The following is a 19106-nucleotide window of genomic DNA, read 5'->3' as shown; positions in this document are numbered from 1 at the left end:
GCGGCGACAGTGGCCACGCCGGGCTGACCGACGATCTGTGCTCGCTGACCGATTCGCTCAACCGGTTCACCAGCAACGACGCTCTCGGCGAGGCGTCCCGTCGCTAATTGCTGCAACGGCTGTCGCGCAGGAGCCAGCCTTGCCGTCACTCCCCGCTGCGTCTTGCCGTCACGGCCGTCCATGACCCTGCGATTCAAGCAAGACACCGCAGCGCGCGTGCGCCTGGTGGCGCTCGTCGATGACCAACCGCCGCAGTACCGCGACTGCCCTCGCCAATGGGCGGATCCGTCTCGCCATGACGGCGGGATGACCCGCATCCCTCGATTGGCCAGGGCATGCACGCCGGTTTGCGCAGCTGCCCGGAACATCCTCATGAGAGCAAGCCTATGAATCGCGAAAAAGTCCTGGCCTTACGCACCTGCACGAACAACATGTCCGATCATTGCGGACTGATCTGGCCGCAGTCCGGCAGTGTCGAGTGCCGGCATTGGCAACCCACCATCAAGCAGGAAAACGGTTTGACCGGCCTGTTGTGGGGGCAGGGCACCAATGCGCATCTGAACATGCATGCCGATGCGCATTGGGTGGTCTGCATGGTGGATACCGCCGACATCATCTGGTTGGGCGAGGAGGGAATGATCAAGTTCCCCCGCGCCGAGGTGGTCTACGCCGGCAACCGTGCCGGCGCGATGCAGTGCATTGCCGCGGGCATTGCGCAGCACACCCCGCCCCAGCCGGAGCCGCCTGCAGTCGTTGCCGCGGACTTCATTCCCAAGGCAGCGCAGGCGCAGTTCACTGCGCCGGCCGTCGACAGCGGCGCGCCTTCCACCGCGCCACATCCAGTGGCGGCCAGCGGCATCGACCCACAGGCCGCACAGCCTTCGAATGCGATCTTGCGCACCCGCGAAATCGCCACCTATGGCAGCACGCTCACGGGCGCCGATCAGAGCCAGCTGATCGCCGGCTATGGAAGTACCGAGACTGCCGGTAACGGCAGCGAGTTGATCGCCGGCTACGGCAGCACCGGCGTGGCCGGATCCGACAGCACCATCGTTGCCGGCTACGGCAGTTCCCAGACCGCAGGCGGGGGCAGCACGCTGACGGCCGGCTATGGCAGCACCCAGACCGCGCGGCATGGCAGCGACCTGACCGCCGGTTACGGCAGCACGGAAACCGCAGGGGCAGACAGCTCGCTGATCGCAGGCTATGGCAGTACGCAAACCTCCGGCGGCGACAGCTCGTTGACGGCCGGTTACGGCAGCACCCAGACCGCGCAGAACGGCAGCGATCTCACTGCAGGCTACGGCAGCACCAGCACGGCGGGCACCGACAGCTCGCTGATCGCCGGCTACGGCAGCACCCAGACCTCCGGCGGGGAAAGCTCGCTGACGGCCGGCTACGGCAGCACGCAGACAGCGCAGGACGGCAGTGACCTCACCGCCGGCTATGGCAGCACCGGTACCGCCGGTGCCGACAGCTCGCTGATTGCCGGTTATGGCAGTACGCAGACCTCCGGCAACGACAGCTCGCTGACCGCGGGCTACGGCAGCACGCAGACCGCCCGCACCGGCAGCGACCTCACGGCCGGTTACGGCAGTACCTCCACGGCCGGCGCGGACAGCACCTTGATCGCCGGTTACGGCAGCACGCAAACCTCCGGCGGCGACAGCTCGCTCACTGCCGGCTACGGAAGTACCCAGACCGCGCGCAAGGGCAGCGACCTGACTGCCGGCTATGGCAGCACCGCAACCGCCGGTGCAGACAGCACCTTGATCGCCGGGTATGGCAGCACCCAGACCTCGGGCGGGGACAGTTCGCTCACTGCCGGCTATGGCAGCACGCAGACCGCGCGCAAGGGTAGCGATCTCACCACCGGTTATGGCAGTACTTCCACCGCGGGCGCGGACAGCACCTTGATCGCCGGGTACGGCAGCACGCAAACGTCCGGTGGGGAAAGTTCGCTCACTGCCGGCTACGGCAGCACGCAGACCGCACGCAAAGGCAGCGACCTCACCACCGGCTATGGCAGCACCTCCACCGCCGGTGCCGACAGCACGCTGATTGCAGGCTACGGCAGCACGCAAACGTCCGGCGGCGACAGTTCACTCACTGCCGGCTACGGCAGTACGCAGACTGCACGCAGCGGCAGCGACCTGACCACCGGCTACGGCAGTACCTCCACCGCCGGTGCCGACAGCACCTTGATCGCCGGTTACGGAAGTACCCAGACGTCGGGCGGCGACAGCTCGCTGACCGCCGGCTACGGCAGCACGCAAACCGCCCGCAAAGGCAGCGACCTGACCACCGGCTATGGCAGCACCTCCACCGCCGGTGGCGACAGCACGCTGATTGCAGGCTATGGCAGCACGCAAACGTCCGGCGGCGATAGCTCGCTGACCGCCGGCTATGGCAGCACGCAGACCGCACGCAGCGGCAGCGACCTGACCACCGGCTACGGCAGTACCTCCACCGCCGGTGCCGACAGCACCTTGATCGCCGGGTATGGCAGCACGCAGACGTCGGGCGGCGACAGTTCACTCACTGCCGGCTATGGCAGCACGCAGACCGCGCGCAAAGGCAGCGACCTGACCACCGGCTACGGCAGTACCTCCACCGCCGGTGCCGACAGCACCTTGATCGCCGGGTATGGCAGCACGCAGACGTCGGGCGGCGACAGTTCACTCACTGCCGGCTATGGCAGCACGCAGACCGCGCGCAAAGGCAGCGACCTGACCACCGGCTACGGCAGCACGTCCACCGCCGGTGCCGACAGCACGCTGATCGCCGGTTATGGCAGCACGCAGACCTCCGGTGGCGACAGCTCGCTCACTGCGGGCTATGGCAGTACGCAAACCGCACGCAAGGGCAGTGACCTCACCGCCGGTTACGGGAGCACTTCCACTGCCGGTTCGGACAGTTCACTGATCGCCGGCTATGGCAGCACGCAGACCGCCGGCTTCAAAAGCATCCTGACCACCGGTTACGGCAGCACCCAGACCGCGCAAGAGGGCAGCATGCTCACTGCCGGCTATGGCAGTTCTTCCACCGCCGGCTCGGACAGCTCGCTGATTGCCGGCTACGGCAGCACGCAGACCGCCGGTTTCAAGAGCATCCTCACTGCCGGCTACGGCAGCACGCAAACCGCGCAGGAGCGCAGCTCGCTCACCACCGGTTACGGCAGCACATCGACGGCAGGGCATGACAGTACGCTGATTGCCGGCTATGGCAGTACGCAGACCGCCGGTTACAAGAGCATTCTCACCACTGGCTATGGCAGTACCCAGACCGCGCAGGAAAGCAGTTCGCTGATTGCCGGCTACGGCAGTTCCTCCATGGCCGGCCCGGACAGCTCGCTGATCGCCGGCTATGGCAGCACCCAGACCGCCGGTTACGACAGCTTCCTGACGGCCGGTTACGGCAGTACCCAGACCGCGCAGAGCAGCAGCTGGTTGATCACCGGTTACGGAAGCACGTCCACCGCCAGCTTCCAGAGCTCGTTGATTGCCGGCTATGGCAGCACCCAGACGGCCGGCTACGAAAGTACCTTGACCGCCGGCTACGGCAGCACCCAGACCGCGCAGGAAATCAGCTGGCTCACCACCGGCTACGGCAGCACGCAAACCGCCGGCCATGGCAGCATCCTGACCGCCGGTTACGGCAGCAATTCCACGGCAGGTTACGAAAGTACCCTGATCGCGGGCTACGGCAGCACCCAGACCGCGGGTTACGAAAGCACCCTGACCGCCGGTTATGGCAGCACGCTGACCGCGCTGGAAAACAGCTCGCTCACTGCCGGCTACGGCAGCACCGAAATCGCCGGGTTTTCCAGCACGCTGATCGCCGGTTACGGCAGCAGCCAGACCGCCGGTGGCGACAGTACCCTGACCGCTGGCTACGGCAGCACGTTGATCGCGCAGGACAACAGCTCGTTGACCGCGGGCTACGGCAGCACCGAGACCGCCGGGCAGGACAGTTCGCTGATTGCCGGCTATGGCAGCAGCTTGACCAGCGGCGTGCGCAGCTATCTGACTGCCGGCTACGGCAGCAACCAGATCGCCAGCTATGGCAGCTCGTTGATCGCAGGGCACGAAAGCACCCAGATTGCCGGCCATCGCAGCATGCTGATCGCCGGCAAGCTGAGCTCGCAGACGGCCGGTTCGCGCAGCACGCTGATCGCCGGCATGGGCAGCGTGCAGACGGCGGGCGACCGCAGCAAGCTGATCGCTGGCGCCGACAGCACCCAGATCGCCGGCGACCGCAGCAAGTTGCTGGCCGGCAGCAACAGCTTCCTCACCGCCGGGGACCGCAGCAGGCTCACCGCAGGCGACGACTGCACGCTGATGGCGGGCGACCGCAGCAAGTTGACCGCGGGAAAGAACAGCATCCTGACGGCCGGCGCCAACAGCAGATTGATCGGCAGCCTGGGCTCCACCCTGACCGGTGGCGAAGACTCGGTGCTGATCTTCCGTTGCTGGGACGGCAAGCGCTATACCAACATCATCGCCAAGACCGGAGAAGAGGGCGTCGAGGCCGACACCGCCTACCAGGTGGACGAAGACAAGAACGTGGTCGAGAAGTTCGACGATCCGTTCGATACCATCGCCACCATCGTGCTGGAACAGGGCAGCGGGCCGGCGTCCGCAGGCGACCATGCAGCGGTGACGCACTTGCCGAACTGAGCAATCCCTTCGACCAGGCGATCGGCGTTGCCGATCCAGCACTGCGGCCAACCGCCGAAGACGCGGCGGTTGGCCCAGTCAGATGAAGAGGGCGCGCGACGCGGGGCCACGCCGGGGACTCAGCAGGTCCTGCCTCAAGGCGTGGCAGGGGGGACGAATCAGGCAGCCCTATCGGGCATCAACACTCAGAACATTCCACAACACGCTGCGAAGATCGACCAACGGCCGCGCCACCCCGCCAAGCGTGCCAGCCAGCGCACTGCCAGCCTGCAGCACACCAACGCGCCAACGATTCCCCACTCCTGATTCCCGATTCCCGATTCCCGTCCTACGTCAGCCCGTACTCTTTGAGCTTCTTGCGCAGCGTGGCACGGTGAATGCCCAGCATCGCCGCCGCGCGGCTCTGGTTGCCTTCGCAGTGGTTGAGCACTTCCACGAACAACGGGATCTCCATCTCGCGCAATACGATTTCGTACACATCGTCGGCGTCGCTGCCGTCCAGGTCACGCAGGTAACGGCGGACGGACTGGGCCACGTGTTCGCGCAGCGGCGACTTCGGGGCGCCACGACCGGGGTCAGGGCGAGAGGGGGCTGCGTTCAAAGGAGGGTTCCCAGTGTCACGAAGCCGGGACGCGTGGCCGGCGAGGGGGAGTGAGTCTAGCGCGTGACCTCACCGCTCGCCACGCCCGTGTGGCCATCGGCGCAGGTCGCGTCCGCTCAGCGGAAGTCGAAACTGAAGGCGGCGGTGCTCGCGGCCGGCTCGCGTACGGCAAACGCCACCTGCACCGCCTGGCCCGGCGCGAGCGTGTCCTGCGCGGCCGGTGGCTGGCCCAGATACTCCTGCGGCGCCAGCACGCGCGTGCCGATCACCCGCCCGTCGGCGTCGGACAACGACAGCTGCAGCCACGGCCAGGCCTGCGCCCAGCGCGCCTCGTTGCGGAAGCTGGCCTGGACCTGCAGCACGCCCGGCACCCCGGGCAGCGGGCGCACATCGCGATGGAGCAAGGTCAGCGCGGCCGGCTCGCGCCAGGCCGGCAGCGTGCAGCGCGCCACCGCGCAGGCCGCGCTGGCAAGCGGACGCCAGCGCGCATCGGCGGCCAGCTGCGCGCGGTCGGCGATGACGATCTGCAACGCCAGCAGGCCGACCAGCCCGACCAGCAAGGCCCACTGGCGGCCGCTGGCGCGCAGCCGTGGCCGGGCCAGCCCGCGGCGAGCGAAGGCGGGCGCGGCCTGGGCCGCGAGGGGCTGGAACCGGTCAGGTGCCGCTGCGCCGGCAGGGCCTGCGGCGCTGCCGCCTGGCTCGGCGTCCATATCCGGGTCGATGCCGGGCGCTGGCGTGGCGTCCGGCACGGATGCAACGCCGGACGCAGCGGAGTGCGCGCGCTGCTGGTCTGCGCCGGCAATGCTGCCGGCCGCCACGCCGCCCGGATGTGCGGCGGTCTGCTGTGCAGCGGAAGTGCCGGCGATCGCGGTGCGGGTGTCGCTGGCGCCGGCCGCTGAGCCTTCGGCAGGATCGCCGGGCAGCGGGTGCGCAGTTGCCGTGGTCCAGGCAGGCCGGTCCGGCGCGGTGGCGTCCGCTGCGGCCTGGCCGGCATCGCCGCCTGGCAGGGGGATGCCCACCGGCGCGGGCTCGCTGCGCGGCGCGGTCACCAGCGGCTCGAAGGGCGGCGACACGCCCGGCGCCGCCGGTGCGGCCACCGGCTCGGTTGACGGCGCCGGCGCCAGTTCGCTGGCCGGCACCGGCGGCGCGGGCAGCGGCGGTTCGGCAGCAGGCACCACCGGGGTCGGCAGCAGCGATGGAGCCGCCGGCGTCGCACGCAGGAACGTGGCCAGGGGGCGGCGCGGTGGCGGAGTCTCGGACATCGGCAGGCGTGCAGCGGGAAGGGCTCTATTCAACCACGCGCACGCCAGCGGGCGAACCCGGGTGCGTCATGCGTGCGTGCGACACGCACCACAGGCACCGATACCGCCTCCAATCGACAGCGGGGATGCATCCACCCGGTGGCCAACCGTCGCGCCGCTGTTGCCGCCCTGTCCCGGCCAAGGGCCGCATTCCAGCAACGCCCGCATTCCAGCCAATATGCAAACCGAATTGCCGGCGCCACATCATCCGCATCCGATTGGGCTAGCTGCCAACTCGGAGCGTGTCCACGCAGTTGCGGCCAAAGGCCGTATTCCAGCCCACAAGCGGAAGTCCCGGCGCCACATCATCCGCATCCGATTGGGCTAGCTGCCAACTCCGAGCTTGCCTTCCGAACGACGCCCCGAGCAGCCTGCCCCCGATTCCCGATTCCCGATTCCCGATTCCCGATTCCCGAATCAACGCCTGCGCCGCGTCTTGCCCTCGGCCAGCAGCAGATCGAGCAGGCCGCTGCGCTGGCGCGGGGCCAGCGTGTCGAAGCGGTTCAGCAGCACGCGTTGCTGGTCGTCCAGGTGGCGGTACTGCGCCGGCTCTTCGGCGATCGCCGGCACCGGCGGGCCGAAGGTCCGCTCGCCGCGGCCGGTGGCCAGATATTCGAAGGCCATGCCGCTGCGCCTGGCCAGGCCGATCAGGTTTTCCACCGAGGGCGCGGTGCCTTCGGCCATCTCCCACTGCGCCACCGCGCTGCGGGTCACGCCCAGTTCGCCGGCCAGCGCTTCCTGGGTCAGCTTGGTCAGCGCGCGGGCTTCGCGGACGCGTTCGTACAACTTGCTCACACGGCACCGTGAGTGGGAACGGGCCGGGAGATATAGCCCTAGCAGCAAACAGGGATAGTTCGTATAACTTTCATATGCCGATATGTTTGCGATACTGTCGTCACGTCAATGATGACGGGATCACAGCGAACTCAAGGAGGATGTCCATGGTCGAGCCAGCCGCTCCCGACACCGCCCGCCCCAGCATGCCGGCAACGCCGCCAGCCAGGCCGCCAGCCGCTCCGCCAACTGCCGCATGGCCGGCACATTCGCCACTGGATCCGGCGATCAACCACTTTCGTGGCGCACCGTGCTACCAGGTCTGGCGGCGCCATGACGCGTGGACCGCCGTCGCCGACGGCACGCAGTGGTCGGCCGGGCTGGCGCCACGGTGGTGGGCGCTGCGCCAGCGGCACTGGCGGCTGCTGGCGACGGGGATGGGCTTGCTGGCGCTGGCCGGCGGCGTGGCGAGCCTGGGCCTGCAGGCGTGGTCGCTCCCGGCTTGGGCGGCGTTGCTGCTGGCCGAGCTGGGCTTGCGTGTCCATGTGGCCCGGCAGGCCGGGCCGTGGCGCAGCGCGGCGCTGCAGCGCGCCGGCTGGCAGGCGGTGACCCGGCTGCGCGCCATCAGCGTGGCCGATGCAGTGACCACCGCGCAGATCCGCGCCGGCCGGCCGCCGCGCTGACGCGAGGCGGCGTCAGTGGCGGCGCACGCCGTCGATGCGCATCCAGTCTTCGTCGCGTTCGCAGCGCAGTTGCTCGAACCAGGGCGCGTAGCGTTGCAGCAACTCCTCTTCCTGGCCGTGCAGGATGCCCGACAAGGCGATCCGCCCGCCCGGCGCCACGCGTGCGGACAAGGTGTCGGCCAGCGCATCCAGTGCCGACGCCAGGATGTTGGCAACCACCACCGGATAGGTCTGCACCGGCTCGTCCTGCGGCAGGTACACCGCCAGCTGCGCCTGCAGGGCGTTGCGCTCGGCATTGTCGGCGGTGGCCAGCAGCGCCTGCGGGTCGTTGTCCACGCCCACCGCGCTGGCGGCGCCCAGCTTCAACGCGGCGACGGCGAGAATGCCCGAGCCGCAGCCGAAATCCAGCACGCTGCGGCCCTGCAGCTCGCCGCTGCCGGCCAGGCTGTCCAGCCAGCGCAGGCACAGCGCGGTGGTCTGATGCGTGCCCGAGCCGAACGCCAGGCCCGGATCCAGGCGGATCACCGCCGCGTCGGGCGCTTGCGCGGCCTCGGGCAGCGCGTGATTCCACGGCACGATGAAGGTGCGCGCCCCGAACTGCATCGGCTTGAACTGATCCATCCAGGCGCGTTCCCAGTCGCTGTCGTCGACCGTGCGGAACGCGACCTGGCTCCAGTCCAGCCCGGGATCGAACGCCTCCAGCGCGGCGAGCAGCACCAGCGCATCGCTGTCGCCGTCGAACAGCGCATTCAGCACCATCGTGTTCCACAGCGGCGTTTCGCCGACGCCGGGTTCGAGAATGGCGCGCTCGTTGCTGGTGTCGGCATTGGCGTCGAGCAGCGTCACCGCCAGTGCGCCGATATCGTCCAGCGCATTCTGGTAACGGGGCTGGGTGGCATCGGAGCAGGGCAGGGTCAGTTCAAGAAACGGCATCGTGGCGGTCGGGCAATTCGAAAGCGTGCATCGTAGACCATTCGTGCGGGCCGACCTTCGTGCGGGCCGACCCTTGCGCAACGGTGCCTGGGTGCCTGCATGCGTCGAGCGCACGATCACGCCGACGCCCGGACGCCGGACGCCGCACTGCGGCCGCAGCGCAGTGCGGCCGGCAGCTGCCGGCGGCTGAGGCGAACGCGCCGGCAACCAAACTGCCGCTGCGCGCCACTTACACCACACACCCGCAGATCTGCCTCCCCATGCATTCCCTCTTTCGCAACCTTCACCGGCAGCGTCCGCTTGCGCGCCAGCGCGTGCGAATGCGGGTGCTAGACTCCGCGCCGTCGCTGCGGGGCTTTCCGCAGCAGGGTCGCCGCCGTCCATGCCGTTTGCTCGTTCCCGCCATCTGTGGCTGTTGCTGGCTCCCGTCGCGCTCGCGGCGGCGTGGTGGCATGTGCGCGCGCAACCGGACGATCTGCCAGCTGCGGCGCCGTCAGCGGCGGCAGTCACGGCCCGCGCAGGCGCGCTTGTATCGACGGCGCACGCGCCTGCCGAACGCGGCACTGCCCTGCAGCTGCCCTACCGCGATGCGGTGGACGCGCAGCCGGACCTGTACCGCTATGCACAGCAATTGCAGCAGCAGGTGCGCGCCGGTGATGCGCAGGCGGGGTGGCGCCTGAGCCGCGTCTACGATTACTGCGCGCCGTATGCGTCCAGCCCGGCCGGCTATGCCGCCGACAGCGCATGGATCGCCGCCCAACACACGCCGGGGGTGGTGGCGATGCACGCCGCGCGCACCCGCGTGGCGCAACGCTGCGCCGGCTTTGCGCCCAGCGATGGCCTGAGCCCACGGCTGGTGGCGCAGCAACGCCAGGCAGCCGCGCGTGCGGGCAACCTGGCGGCCGAGGCGGCATTGCTGGCGCTGGGCGAGCCGCTGCAGCGCGCGCCCAGCTACAGGCGCGCGCTGGTGCAGCGCGTGCTGGCCTCGCGTGATCCGGAGGCCTACCTGGCGCTGGCGCCGGCGATGGGCGCGCGCGCCAGTGGCGATGACAGCCTGGCCGGCTATGTGGCCGGCGATCAGTTCGCCGAGCTGGCCTGGCAGGTGGCCGCGTGCCGGCTGGGGCTGGACTGCAGCGCAGACAGCACCCTGGTCACCAGTTATTGCGCCAACGCGGGCATCTGCTCGCGCGACAGCGCACAGGATTTCGTGTCGTTCGTATTCGATGCCGCGGTGCCGCGGCAGGGAGCAGACAGAGTGGATGAGATGGTCGATGCCTTGGTCTCCGAGCCGGGAGCGCAGTCATGAATTACCGTCGCCTGGCGCACGGCGCCAAGTTCTGGTTCTGGGTCGCGTTGTTCGTGGCGTATTCGGCCGCGGCCGTGGGCATCGTGATGATCGACACCGCCGATCACCGCTACCAGCCGCTGTCGGTCAAGTCCACCACGGTCACCGCCGACGAGCAGCAGCGACGGCATGGCGCCAGCCAGGTGGCCGCGGTGTACCGCGCCAGCAGCGCGATGCCGTTTTCGACCTTGCCGGCCGGCTCCACGTTCCAGGTGGTATGGCCGGATGGCTCCACCGAAACCATGACCGTGGTCGACCCGGCCTCCTCCAGCGGCATCGTGCCGGTGCCGGGCAGCCAGCAGCCTGCGCCGCGGCGCTGAGCGATGCAGCGCATCGCGCTCCGATGCGGGTGCGATGCGCATCCGCGCGGACGACAAGATCTGCGCAGCGGATCCGGTCGCACCCAGGATCCCGTAGGAGCGCACCCGGGCGCGACGAGGTTCCACCGATAAGGCGCGGTCGCGCCCGGGTGCGCTCCTACGCATGGGTCGGCTGGCCTGCGTGCCTGGCCTGCGTGAGGCACTGCCGGCGCGATGCACCGGGGAACAATGCAAAAAAGCCCGGTTTCCCGGGCTTTTTTGTGTTCTGCCTGCTGCGATCAGGTCAGCGCGATCGACTTGTTCTTGCGCTCGGCCAGGCGCTTTTCCAGGTAGTGGATGTTCTGCCCACCGGCCTGGAAGCCCTTGTCGCGCATGATGCGCTGCTGCAGCGGGATGTTGGTCTTTATGCCGTCCACCACCATCTCGCTCAGCGCCACGCGCATGCGCGCGATCGCGGTCTCGCGATCGGGGCCGTGCACGATCAGCTTGCCGATCATCGAGTCGTAGTTCGGCGGCACCTTGTAGCCGGCATAGATGTGCGTATCCACCCGCACGCCCGGGCCGCCGGGCGGATGGAAGGCGGTGATCAGGCCCGGATTGGGCATGAAGGTTTCCGGGTCCTCGGCATTGATGCGGCACTCGATCGCATGCCCGCGCAGCACGATGTCGCTCTGCTTGATGGTCAGCTTGCGGCCGGCGGCGATGCGTAGCTGCTCGCAGACCAGGTCGATGCCGGTGATGCGCTCGGTGACCGGATGCTCCACCTGGATGCGCGTGTTCATTTCGATGAAGTAGAAGCGCCCGTTTTCGAACAGGAACTCGAAGGTGCCGGCACCGCGGTAGCCGATGCGGATGCAGGCATCCACGCAGACCTTGCCGATCTCGTTGCGCAGCTCTTCGGTGATGCCCGGCGCCGGCGCTTCTTCCACCACCTTCTGGTGGCGGCGCTGCATCGAGCAATCGCGTTCGCCCAGATGGATCGCACCACCCTGGCCGTCGGCCAGCACCTGGATCTCCACATGGCGCGGATTCTCCAGGAACTTCTCCATGTAGACCTGGTCGTTGCTGAAAGCGGCCTTGGCTTCGGATTTGGTGGTTTCGATGGCGGCCTTCAGCGCCGCCTCCGAATGCACCACACGCATGCCGCGTCCACCGCCGCCGCCGGCGGCCTTGATGATCACCGGGTAGCCGATTTCGCGCGCCACCTTGGTGTTGGCGACGATGTCATCGCCCAGCGGGCCGCCCGAACCGGGCACGCACGGCACGCCGGCGGCCTTCATCGCGCGGATCGCCTCGACCTTGTCGCCCATCAGGCGGATGGTGTCGGCCCTGGGGCCGATGAAGATGAAGCCCGATTCCTCCACGCGCTCGGCAAAGTCGGCGTTTTCCGACAAAAAGCCGTAGCCGGGATGGATGGCCTGCGCATCGGTCACCTCGGCCGCGGCGATCAACGCAGGGATGTTGAGGTAACTGTCGCTGGAGGCGGCCGGGCCGATACACACCGACTCGTCGGCCATGGCCACGTGCTTGAGGTTGCGGTCGACCGTGGAATGCACCGCGACCGTGCGGATGCCGAGCGTGTGGCACGCGCGCAGGATGCGCAGCGCGATTTCACCTCGGTTGGCGATGACGACTTTATCGAGCATGGGAATAGGGAGTCGGGAATGGGGAATGGGTAGATGCGGGCATCATGGTGCGGCTCCACGTCTGCGTAAGGCATTCATCAATGCGGTGAGCTTGGCGAAGACCTGGTCGACCTGCTGGCTGACGATGTCTTCGTCTTCGGTGTTGCTGTAGCCCAGTCGGACGGCGATCTGGACCTGTGTATCCAGTTCGGAGAGCGATCCGCGCGCAATCGAGAGAAACCGCGCGTAATCGGGAGTTGAGCGCCGCGCCGCACCTTCGGCGATGTTCGACGGGACGCTGACGGCTGCACGGCGCAATTGCGCCGTCAGGCCGTAGCGTTCCTGCTCGGGAAAGAGTTCGGTGAACCGATAGATCATTTCCACAAGCTCCATGGAATCGCGCCACGCCTCCAGGCGTTCATGAGGCCGCTTTGCCGATTCCCAATTCTCCACTTCCGATTCCCCGGCGCTTCAGCCAATCACAAACAGCGGCTGATCGAATTCCACTGGCTGGCCGGTTTCGCCTAGGATGGCCACGATGGTGCCGGAGACGTCGGCTTCGATCGGGTTGAACATCTTCATCGCCTCGATGATCGCCAGCGTTTCGCCGGCCTTGACCTGCTGGCCGACGGTGACGAAGGCCGGCTTGTCCGGCGAGGGCGAGGTGTAGAACGTGCCGACCATCGGTGCGCGCAGCACGTGGCCGTCCGGCAAGGCGGCAGCCTGCTTGGCACCGCCGGTGGAGGCCTCGGTGGGCGACTGCATCGGCATGCTGGGCGCCGCCGCCGGGGCCTGCGCGAGCGGGGCGGGTGCGTACTGCTGCACCGGCGCGCTCATCACGGTCGTGCCCTTGGGCACGCGCGCCAGACGCACGCTTTCCTCGCCTTCCTTGATCTCGATTTCGGCGAGATTGGATTCTTCGAGCAGGTCGATCAGTTTCTTGATTTTGCGGAGATCCATACGGGCCTCATGAGGTGAATCGGTGGAGGTTGCCGGCGGCTGCCGGCGGAATGGGGTCAGGCGGCCGGCGCAGGCGCCGGCGATACGGGTGTCATGCGTCGCGCTCCAGCCGCGCGATCACCGCTTCCAGCGCCAGCCGGTAGCTGTCGGCGCCAAAGCCGCAGATCACGCCATCGGCCTTGTCGCTGAGATGGCTGTGGTGGCGAAACGGCTCGCGCGCATGCGGATTGGACAGATGGATTTCCACGAACGGCAACCCCACGCCCAGCAGCGCGTCGCGCAGCGCCACCGAGGTGTGGGTGAAGGCGGCCGGGTTGATCAGGATGTAGACGGTGCCGTCCTCGCGCGCGGCGTGGATGCGCTCCACCAGCACGTGCTCGGCATTGGACTGCAGGCAGGCCAGCGTATGCCCGGCCGCCTGCGCGCGGTCCACCAGGGCCGCATCGATCTGCGCCAGCGTGGTGCGCCCGTAGACATCCGGCTCGCGGGTACCGAGCAGGTTGAGGTTGGGGCCATGCAACAGCAGCAGGTGGGCCATGACATCCGGGAAAGCGGAAAGGCCGGAAGTCTGCGCGATGTGGCCGATGCTGTCCAGATAGGCGAAGTTAGGCTTGTTTTAAACGTTTGTTTTAAATTTGGGCGTGGCGGGCAGTCGTGCTGTTGCGTGGAGCCTTGCGGGGCCGCCGTTTCGCGGCCGGCCCCTGGCGCGGCCGGTCGGTCGATCGCAGGCCGACCACGCGCTGAATTGCCGCCGGGGCGTTTGCCGTGTCCGCTCGCGCGGCAGTGGGGCTGATTGCCGGCGCAACGATGAGGGCGTTATGTCGATCCACGCCTGGTGTTCGCCACGCTGCCGATCAACATGGCCGGCAGCGACGTCCTGCCCTTGAATACCGATATCCAGCGGTGTCAGCGCTGGCGCTGCCATGTCATCAGCCCGCGCCGTTGCCGGATCAGGCCGCGATGCTCGCCGGGGCGACGGCCGACGTGGCAGGCCGGCCGGTTCAGCGCGCCGCGCGCAGCAACGCATCCTCGGTGATGGCACTGGTCAGCACGGTCGGCAGCACCGCCGGCGGGGCACCGGGGCCATAGACCACGTACAGCGGCACGCCGACGGCCTGATGCTGGTCCAGGAAGGCGCTGATCCTGGGATCGACGTTGGTCCAGTCGCCTTTCATGTAGACCGCGTCGACGCGGCGCAGCGCGTCGCGGAAGTCGGCGCTGCTCAGCACGTTCTTTTCGTTGGCCTTGCAGGTCACGCACCAGTCCGCGGTCATGTTGACGAACACCACGCGGTTGTCGGCGCGCAGGCGGTCCAGCAGCTGCGGTGAGTACGCCACCACACCCTCGGCGGCGGTGGCCGCCGGCAGGCGCAGGCGGGTGACCCCGACCACCGGCACGATCGCCAGCACCAGCATCACCGCCGCCAGGCCCATGCCGATGCGGTGGCTTTTCCAGCGGCTGCGCTCGAAGCAGAACAGGCCCAGCGCCAGCAGGGTGGCACCGACCAGCATCAGCGCCAGCGCGTCCACGCCGCGCTGCTTGCCCAGCACCCACAGCAGCCAGATCGCAGTGAGATACATCGGGAACGCCAGCACCTGCTTGAGGGTCTCCATCCACGCGCCGGGCGTGGGCAGGCGCCGCGCCAGCGAGGGGATGAAGCCGATCAGCAGGAACGGCAGCGCCAGGCCCAGGCCCAGCGCCAGGAACACCAGCATCGCCAGCAGCGCCGGGGCGGTGAACGCATATGCCAGTGCGGTGCCCATGAACGGGGCGATGCACGGGCTGGCCACCACGCAGGCCAGCACGCCGGTGAAGAAGTCGCCCAGCGGACCATTGCGCGACGCCAGCGACTGGCCGATGCCGCCCAGGTTGCCGCCCAGCGTGAACACGCCCGACAGGCTCAGGCCCACCGCAAACATCAGATACGCCAGCGCCGCGACGAACCACGGCTGCTGCAGCTGGAAGCCCCAGCCGGCCGCCTGCCCGGCCGCACGCAGGCCGATCACCAGCGCGCCGATCGCCGCGAACGACACCAGCACGCCCAGCGAGTACCAGATCGCATGGCTGCGCGCGTGGCTGCGGCTCTCGCCGCTGTGGGCCAGGCCCAGCACCTTCAGCGACAGGATCGGCAGCACGCAGGGCATCAGGTTCAGCACCAGCCCGCCGAGCAGGGCCAGCACCAGCATCGCCAGCAGGCCCTTGTCGGTATGCGGCGGCTGGGTGCGTTGCGGATTGTCGGCCGAGGCATCTGCGGCCGGTGCCGCAGTCGCCGCGGGCGTCGGTGCCGGCGCCGGCTCGGCAGGCAGTTGCCCGGCGGGCAGCGGCGAAATCATCAGCGGTGCCGCCTGCGCCTGGTTCTGCGGCGACACGGTGCCGGCGGGCAGCTCCAGCGCCACGCGGCGGGTCATCGGCGGGTAGCAGATGCCGTCGGTCTGGCAGCCCTGGAAGGTCGCCACCAGCGTCGTCCTGACCGGTTCGGCGTGCTCGCGCAGCAGCGGCAAGGTGACTTCGGCCTGGTCGAAATACACCACCACGTCGCCGAAATGCTCGTCGCGGTGCGCGCTGCCCTGCGGCCAGCGCGGCAGCCCGGGACGCACCCCGCCGGCGCCTTCCAGCGCCAGCGAGGTGCGGTCGCGATAGATGTAGTAGCCGGGCGCCGGGGTGAAGCGCAGCAGCAGGCTGTTGCCGTCGCCAACGATCGCCTCGAAGCGGAAGGCCTGCTCGGCCGGCAGCGGCAGTGCGTCCACGCCGGCCGCCTGGCCGGTGCTGCCGAACAGGCGCGGGCCCGCCGGTGCGCGCGGCACCAGTGCGCCCAGGTTCTCGCGCTGGGTGGTGGCGGTGGCGGCGGGCGCCGAGGCCGTCGCGGCCTCGGGCAAGCTCACGCGCAGTTCGCGACGTTGCGGCGGGTAGCACACGCCGGCATCGGCGCAGCCCTGGTATTGCACCTGCAGCACCGCGGTCCGCAGCCCGGCATCGGCCTTGCCGGCCAGCCTGGCCTGCAGTTGCTTGCGGTAGGTCTGCACCTGGCCAAAGAACTCGTCGTGCTTGCTCTGGCCTTCCGGCAGCGCCAGCTCGCCGGCGGCAAAGCCTTGCCCGGATTTGACGCTGATGCGGTGGCGATACAGGTAGTAGCCCGGCGCGATCTTCCAGCGCAGCGCGATGCTGTCGCGGCTGTCGGCGGTGGCGCTGAGCGTGAAGGCCTGGTCCACCGGCAGCAAGTCGGCCTCGCTGACCGCGGCCTGCGCGGGCAGGGGCGCCACCAGCGCCAGCGGCGCGGCGAGCAACGGTACGGCCAGCAGTGCGCAGCGGGCGATCCAGCGGGACAGAGACTTCATGGACGTCAGGATTCCTTGCGGGTTTCGGCCCGGACCCAATCGAGATACGCCGGCAGCCCGGCGCTGGCTTGGACCGCGATCGCCTCCGGCAGTTCATACGGATGCAGCGCCCGCAGCCGCGCGATGGCGTCCGGCACGCGGTCTTCCCAGGTCTTGATCAACAGCTGCACTTCCTGGCTGCGCTCGATCGCCCCGTCCCAGCGATACAGCGACTGCACGCCGGGCAACTGGGTGACGCAGGCGGCCAGGCGTTCGTCCAGCAGCGCGCGCGCAATGCGCTCGGCGCTGTCGGCGTCCGGGCAGGTGCTGAACAATAGATGGAGGGAAGCGGCGCTCATGTGACCGCGCAGTGTAATCCCCTGTCCGCAGGGGATCGACCGCAGATTCCGGAACAGGGCGTCAACTTCGCCAGGCCTGGCGGCCTGGCGGCCGGGTGGCGGTGCCCGCGCGCCGGCGGCTCGCGCATGCAAGGACGCGATGGCGATGTGCCGGATGAAGGGCACAACGTCGGACGTCGCGGGCCGGCGGCCGCGCACGTTCGCCGCGCGGGCGATGGTGTGGGTTGCCGCCGCAGGCCGACGACCGGCCCGACGCCTTGCGCGCCGGGCCGGGCTGGATCATTCGGCCAGCTGGCAGCTGGCCGGCTTGGCCGAGGTGAACAGGCTCGACGTCGCCCATTCGGGGTGGTCCACGAACGGATTGCGGTTGCCCTGGAAGCTGAAGATCACCTGGTTGCGGGCGCGCTCGGCATCGTCCGGCGGGTCGGCCTGGTGCCAGGCCAGCAGCGTGGACAGCAGGCCCATGTAGGCCGGCGAGGCCGAGGTCTGCACGATCTTGCTGCGGTCGTCGGTGAGCTCCAGGTCCGGCTCGGACTGCCCGGTGGCTGCGTCGGTGCCACCTTCATAGCGGATCGCCATGTACATCACCGCACGCGCCATGTCGCCCTTGCGCTTGCCCCACACCTCGAAGGTGCCGCCGTTGCCGTCGGGGGTGCGCACCCAGTTGGAATTGCCCGGATAGCGACCGCTGCCGCCGCCACTGCCGTCGTTGACCTCGGTGACCCGCTCGCCGCAGCTGCTGGTGCAGGCCGCATAGGGCTTGTTGCCGCGGTCGGCGTTGAAGGCGGTGTCGGTCAGATACAGCATGTGGGTATCGGTGTAGGGCGCATACGGCAGGCCCTTGTCGCCGCTGGCACTGCCAAAGCCCAGCGAGTTGGGCCAGGTGTGCTCGCGGTTGTAGGTCAGCCCGCTGCCGGTGCCGGCGCGGTCGCTGCCCTTGGCGTAGCTGCGGTTGCGGTAGGCGTCCAGGATCCGGCCGCTGTTGTTGGGATCCTCGTCGGCCATTTCCAGGATGGTCCAGGTGCTGGTGCCCGAGCCGCTGTACGGATAGACCGTGTGGCCCTTGATCACGGTGTGCAGCGAGCAGCGCAACTGGCTGGCATTGGCGGTGTTGACCTGCCCGTAATAGCCGGTACCGCCGCCGCTGGCGGTGGCCACGGTGAAGGCGATGGACTGGTTGGCGGCCGGGCTCAGCCCGCTGGCATCGCGGATGGCGCTGGCGGTGATCGCCAGGGTGCAGCGCTCGCCACCCACCAGCGCGGTGTTGGTGGACAGGCTGAAGCGGGTGCCGCTGGTCGGGTAGCTCAGCGCCACCGTGCCGGAACTGGCGCAGCTGAGCGCGAAGGCGCCGCTGCCCAGCGTCACCGCCTCGCTGAAGCCCACGCTCAGGTCGCCCGCGGCGGGGAAGCCGGTCGCGCCCTGGGTCGGGGTGGTGCTGGTGATCGTCGGTGCGGCGCCGGTCTCGCCGCCACCGCCGCTGCCGTTGAAGCTCTGGCCGCGGTTGCACGCGCCGAAGGTCTGCGCCGACGAGCCGGCCCAGCTGAAGTTGGCCGCGCTGCTGCCGGTGCCGGTCAGTTGCAGCGAGCTGCCGACCGCGCTGCTGTTGCTCTCGCTGACCGGCAGGGTCTGGCTGCTCACGCCCGCGGCGGGGCCGCCACTGCCGGTGATGGTGCCCTCGTAGCTGAGGAACTGCACCAGCTGCCCGTTGGGATCGACCAACGCCACCCCGTCGTTGGGCCCGTTCTGCACGCCGTTGCTGGCGTAGCCGACCGTGGCCACGCGCACCTGGCTGCCGCAGCTGACCAGGCTGCCGGCCGGCACCGCGGTGTTGGCGTAGACCGTCGCCGCACCCGGCGTGCTGCCGTTGTACAGATAGATGCGGTAGCCGCTCAGCGATTCGCCGGCGGTGGCCACCACCTCCACGCCTTCGCCGCTGTCGCCGGAGGCGCCCGCGTCGTCGTAATGCAGTTCGTTGATGAACACCGCCGCGTGGGCGGCAGGGGCGGTCAGCGCGAAGGCACAGGCCAGGGGAAGCGCGCAGCGCAGGGACCAGCGCAAGGGGGAAACACGGGCACGGGACGGCAACCTCATCGACAGCTCCTTGTGATCGGGGAATGCGTTGCCGACTGTAAGACGTGCGCATGACAATCGGTGGAACCTGGTTCCATTTTTAGTGCGGCTGGCCCGGTGACTCGACTAACCCGCCCACCGC

The 19106-nt window shown here is 68.9% G+C and carries 15 protein-coding genes; 4 read left to right on the top strand and 11 right to left on the bottom strand.

Annotated elements, in window-relative coordinates; all coding sequences use genetic code 11:
* Positions 1-386: 386 nt before the first annotated feature.
* Positions 387-4679 carry an Ice nucleation protein gene (locus tag EO139_RS01990; protein WP_126969169.1) on the top strand — a complete coding sequence of 1431 codons (4293 nt, stop codon included), beginning with the start codon at positions 387-389 and terminating at the stop codon, positions 4677-4679.
* Positions 4680-5007: 328 nt separating this feature from the next.
* Here EO139_RS01990 and fis read toward each other — a convergent pair whose 3' ends face one another.
* The 3 genes from fis to EO139_RS01975 all read right to left on the bottom strand — a co-directional run bounded on the left by fis (position 5008) and on the right by EO139_RS01975 (position 7376).
* On the bottom strand, positions 5008-5280 hold the full coding sequence (fis, locus tag EO139_RS01985) for a DNA-binding transcriptional regulator Fis (RefSeq protein WP_104583541.1): 273 nt from the start codon (positions 5278-5280) through the stop codon (positions 5008-5010).
* A 116-nt stretch (positions 5281-5396) separates the two neighbouring features.
* Positions 5397-6542, bottom strand: coding sequence for a DUF3426 domain-containing protein (locus EO139_RS01980; protein ID WP_126969168.1), 1146 nt, complete (start codon positions 6540-6542; stop codon positions 5397-5399).
* Between the two features lie 456 nt (positions 6543-6998).
* A complete protein-coding gene (locus tag EO139_RS01975; protein WP_104583543.1) occupies positions 6999-7376 on the bottom strand; it encodes a helix-turn-helix transcriptional regulator in 378 nt (125 codons plus the stop codon).
* 185 nt (positions 7377-7561) lie between these two features.
* On the opposite strand from EO139_RS01975, the gene EO139_RS01970 reads away from it, so the two are divergent.
* Positions 7562-8038, top strand: coding sequence for a hypothetical protein (locus EO139_RS01970; protein ID WP_232099319.1), 477 nt, complete (start codon positions 7562-7564; stop codon positions 8036-8038).
* A 12-nt stretch (positions 8039-8050) separates the two neighbouring features.
* On the opposite strand, the gene prmA is transcribed toward EO139_RS01970, so the two are convergent.
* Positions 8051-8971, bottom strand: a complete 921-nt coding sequence (gene prmA, locus EO139_RS01965; protein WP_039509979.1) for a 50S ribosomal protein L11 methyltransferase — start codon at positions 8969-8971, stop codon at positions 8051-8053.
* 382 nt (positions 8972-9353) lie between these two features.
* Here prmA and EO139_RS01960 point away from each other — a divergent pair, with 382 nt between their 5' ends.
* Entirely contained in the window at positions 9354-10277 is a 924-nt protein-coding gene (locus EO139_RS01960) for a hypothetical protein (RefSeq protein WP_115675837.1), read from the top strand.
* Complete coding sequence (locus tag EO139_RS01955) at positions 10274-10636, top strand: hypothetical protein (protein WP_104534522.1); 363 nt, start codon at positions 10274-10276, stop codon at positions 10634-10636. Before EO139_RS01960 ends, EO139_RS01955 begins: the two co-directional genes overlap by 4 nt.
* 278 nt (positions 10637-10914) lie before the next feature.
* On the opposite strand, the gene accC is transcribed toward EO139_RS01955, so the two are convergent.
* From accC to EO139_RS01920, 7 genes are all read right to left on the bottom strand, one after another.
* Positions 10915-12282, bottom strand: coding sequence for an acetyl-CoA carboxylase biotin carboxylase subunit (gene accC, locus EO139_RS01950; protein WP_104583546.1), 1368 nt, complete (start codon positions 12280-12282; stop codon positions 10915-10917).
* Positions 12283-12324: 42 nt separating this feature from the next.
* The gene (locus tag EO139_RS01945) at positions 12325-12654 is read right to left on the bottom strand and encodes a four helix bundle protein (protein ID WP_221202722.1); all 330 of its coding nucleotides are present in this window, start codon (positions 12652-12654) and stop codon (positions 12325-12327) included.
* 78 nt (positions 12655-12732) lie between these two features.
* Positions 12733-13221, bottom strand: coding sequence for an acetyl-CoA carboxylase biotin carboxyl carrier protein (accB, locus tag EO139_RS01940; RefSeq protein ID WP_104649183.1), 489 nt, complete (start codon positions 13219-13221; stop codon positions 12733-12735).
* A gap of 91 nt (positions 13222-13312) precedes the next feature.
* Positions 13313-13759 carry a type II 3-dehydroquinate dehydratase gene (gene aroQ / locus EO139_RS01935; protein ID WP_104583549.1) on the bottom strand — a complete coding sequence of 149 codons (447 nt, stop codon included), beginning with the start codon at positions 13757-13759 and terminating at the stop codon, positions 13313-13315.
* Positions 13760-14222: 463 nt separating this feature from the next.
* The gene (locus EO139_RS01930) at positions 14223-16556 is read right to left on the bottom strand and encodes a protein-disulfide reductase DsbD (protein WP_126969166.1); all 2334 of its coding nucleotides are present in this window, start codon (positions 16554-16556) and stop codon (positions 14223-14225) included.
* Between the two features lie 5 nt (positions 16557-16561).
* Positions 16562-16894, bottom strand: coding sequence for a divalent-cation tolerance protein CutA (cutA, locus tag EO139_RS01925; protein WP_126969165.1), 333 nt, complete (start codon positions 16892-16894; stop codon positions 16562-16564).
* A 279-nt stretch (positions 16895-17173) separates the two neighbouring features.
* On the bottom strand, positions 17174-18985 hold the full coding sequence (locus tag EO139_RS01920) for an endonuclease (RefSeq protein WP_126969164.1): 1812 nt from the start codon (positions 18983-18985) through the stop codon (positions 17174-17176).
* Between the last annotated feature and the right edge of the window lie 121 nt (positions 18986-19106).

Source organism: Xanthomonas sp. BRIP62411, assembly GCF_003993525.1.
GTDB lineage: Bacteria > Pseudomonadota > Gammaproteobacteria > Xanthomonadales > Xanthomonadaceae > Xanthomonas > Xanthomonas euroxanthea.
The sequence above is the reverse complement of the archived record's forward strand: the minus strand, read 5'-3'. Positions and strand labels throughout refer to the sequence as shown.

Coding starts and splice junctions, on each gene's coding strand:
- EO139_RS01990 (WP_126969169.1), top strand. CDS start 387: ATGAATCGCGAAAAAGTCCTGGCCTTACGCACCTGCACGAACAACATG.
- EO139_RS01980 (WP_126969168.1), bottom strand. CDS start 6,542: ATGTCCGAGACTCCGCCACCGCGCCGCCCCCTGGCCACGTTCCTGCGT.
- EO139_RS01970 (WP_232099319.1), top strand. CDS start 7,562: ATGCCGGCAACGCCGCCAGCCAGGCCGCCAGCCGCTCCGCCAACTGCC.
- prmA (WP_039509979.1), bottom strand. CDS start 8,971: ATGCCGTTTCTTGAACTGACCCTGCCCTGCTCCGATGCCACCCAGCCC.
- EO139_RS01960 (WP_115675837.1), top strand. CDS start 9,354: ATGCCGTTTGCTCGTTCCCGCCATCTGTGGCTGTTGCTGGCTCCCGTC.
- EO139_RS01955 (WP_104534522.1), top strand. CDS start 10,274: ATGAATTACCGTCGCCTGGCGCACGGCGCCAAGTTCTGGTTCTGGGTC.
- accC (WP_104583546.1), bottom strand. CDS start 12,282: ATGCTCGATAAAGTCGTCATCGCCAACCGAGGTGAAATCGCGCTGCGC.
- EO139_RS01945 (WP_221202722.1), bottom strand. CDS start 12,654: ATGGAGCTTGTGGAAATGATCTATCGGTTCACCGAACTCTTTCCCGAG.
- accB (WP_104649183.1), bottom strand. CDS start 13,221: ATGGATCTCCGCAAAATCAAGAAACTGATCGACCTGCTCGAAGAATCC.
- aroQ (WP_104583549.1), bottom strand. CDS start 13,759: ATGGCCCACCTGCTGCTGTTGCATGGCCCCAACCTCAACCTGCTCGGT.
- EO139_RS01930 (WP_126969166.1), bottom strand. CDS start 16,556: ATGAAGTCTCTGTCCCGCTGGATCGCCCGCTGCGCACTGCTGGCCGTA.
- cutA (WP_126969165.1), bottom strand. CDS start 16,894: ATGAGCGCCGCTTCCCTCCATCTATTGTTCAGCACCTGCCCGGACGCC.
- EO139_RS01920 (WP_126969164.1), bottom strand. CDS start 18,985: ATGAGGTTGCCGTCCCGTGCCCGTGTTTCCCCCTTGCGCTGGTCCCTG.